The sequence below is a fragment of the Aeromonas sp. PrichA-15 genome (assembly GCF_017939245.1).
Classification (GTDB): Bacteria; Pseudomonadota; Gammaproteobacteria; order Enterobacterales; family Aeromonadaceae; genus Aeromonas; species Aeromonas caviae.
On the sequence record NZ_JAGKRH010000270.1, the window covers coordinates 1 to 2180 of the forward strand.

At 59.1% G+C, this 2180-nt stretch carries 2 protein-coding genes; one reads left to right on the forward strand and one right to left on the reverse strand.

The annotated features are described in order from the left end of the window. A partial coding sequence (locus J9889_RS20755) for an IS5/IS1182 family transposase (protein ID WP_001549863.1) occupies window positions 1-320 on the reverse strand: 320 nt, incomplete at its 3' end. A gap of 634 nt (window positions 321-954) precedes the next feature. Here J9889_RS20755 and J9889_RS20760 point away from each other — a divergent pair. Next, entirely contained in the window at window positions 955-2094 is a 1140-nt protein-coding gene (locus tag J9889_RS20760; protein ID WP_210557966.1) for an HD domain-containing phosphohydrolase, read from the forward strand. Window positions 2095-2180 lie beyond the last annotated feature (86 nt).

The following is a 2180-nucleotide window of genomic DNA, read 5'->3' on the forward strand; positions in this document are numbered from 1 at the left end:
TTCATGATGGTGGTGCGGTCCGGCAAGGCGCTATCCAGGGATAACCGGGCAAACAGACGCATGGAGGCGATTTCGTACAGAGCATCTTCCATCGCGCCATCGCTCAGGTTGTACCAATGCTGCATGCAGTGAATGCGTAGCATGGTCTCCAGCGGATAGGGCCGTCGGCCATTGCCCGCCTTGGGATAAAACGGCTCGATGACAGCGGTCATATTCTGCCATGGCAGGATCTGCTCCATGCGGGAGAGGAAAATCTCTTTTCTGGTCTGACGGCGCTTAGTGCTGAATTCACTATCGGCGAAGGTGAGTTGATGGCTCATGATGTCCCTCTGGGATGCACTCCGGATGAACATGATGATCTCATATCAGGAACTTGTTCGCACCTTCCCTAGCCTAGGCGTTCAGTCAGGATCCCATGCTCGATGCGGCTGAGGAGGTCGAGCACAGCCTGAGCGAGTTCGGGCGTATCCTGATGGTTGAACGGACGAACACCTCCTAGGTAACGGGATATATGATCCTGTGTTGAGCAACATGTCAGTACTACAGCTTGCAACTCCGGCACCGGTACAGTGATGGGAGCCCGCCAGCACAAGCCTTACTGACAGTATTAGCCATGGATTGGTCTTGTTGCTTTGGGTCAACCCAAGGAGACGAATCCTACTTTGGGGGCCTGTTTTGTGTTGGACATCGCTCAATCACTCTTAGGTGGCTCTTATTCAAGGGCGCGGATTTTACCGGAATGGCTAACCAAAAACTATACAGCCGACACGTCGGAAGCGAACAATCTCTTTGCCCGGGGAAGTGGGGTGGGGCGGCGTGACATGACCACGGGCAGGGAGGGGGCCGTCGCCAGTGCGGGCGGGATCACGATCCCTGTGCGCCGTCACCATTTGGCAGGAGGGGCAAAACGGGTGTCACTATACTCCCAACAGGCCTATCAAAAGGATGTGCGGGATGGAGAGTTCATTTGGTGAGAAAGTGCAGAACGTGCACGCCACCCTCAGGCAGCGGTTTGACAAGTTGAGCCGGGTGGCGATCGCCATCTACGACCCGCAGACGGACCAGCTCAAGACCTTTGCCCACAGCACGGACGGGGGCTCGCCGCTGTTGCAGTACGAGGTCAGGCTGAGCGAGGTGCCTTCCCTGTGCTACCTGGCCGAGCACCAGCAGCCCAGGGTGCTCGACACCCTGGATTCCCTGCTGGGCTCCCCCTCCGAGCACAGCCGCAAAGTGCTGGCGGCCGGGTACGCGTCGAGCTATACCGAGCCGCTGCTGCTCAACAGTCGCTTGTTCGGCTTTCTGTTTTGCGATGCCAAAGAGCCCGGTTACTTCGATGGCGCCATTTGCGGTGAGCTGGCGGCCTATGCCCAGATCCTGGCGGCCATCATCGCGGTGGAGTTCTTCTCCATCCAGACCCTGAACGGGGCCCTGACCACGGTGCGGGAGTTCAGCCGCTACCGGGACGAGGAGACCGCCAATCACCTGCACCGCATGTCGGCCTATTCGCGGCTCATCGCCCGGGAGGTGGCGGCCCATTACCCCTTGAGTGACGAGGAGGTGGAGTTCATTCACCTCTTCTCCGAGCTGCACGATATCGGCAAGATTGCGGTGCCCGACGCCATCCTGCTCAAGCCGGGCAAGCTCACGGCCGAGGAGTACGGGGTGATGAAGACCCACCCCTTCAAGGGGAGGGAGATGATCGCCCTGATGATCCGCGAGTTCGGCCTCGACGGCATCCATCACACCGACATGCTGAAGAACATCATCGCCTACCACCACGAGCGTTTCGACGGTCAGGGCTACCCGGAAGGACTGGCGGGGGAGGCGATCCCCCTGGAAGCCCGCATCGTTGCGGTGGCAGATGTGTTTGACGCCCTCACCAGCGAGCGCCCCTACAAGCAGGCCTGGCCCCTCGAAACGGCCTTCGAATACCTCAAGACCCATGCCGGCAGCCAGTTCGACCCTGTCTGCGTCGCGGCGGCGCTGCAAAGCCGGGAGGCGTTTTGTGCCATCCATCGGCAATATCGGGATCCCGTGCGTATTCCGGCGAAGTTGAACAGCCATTCCGGCCAACGTGAACACCCTGATCCTTAACGCGCTCACGTCACCCCGTTTCTAACTCGAGTGTTCAGATTGGGTCAACTCACTTCTCCTCTTTCTCATCGATTCTCCCTTCAGTG

Excerpts from the sequence above, each read along its gene's own strand:
- J9889_RS20760 (WP_210557966.1), top strand. The coding sequence starts at position 955 with ATGGAGAGTTCATTTGGTGAGAAAGTGCAGAACGTGCACGCCACCCTC.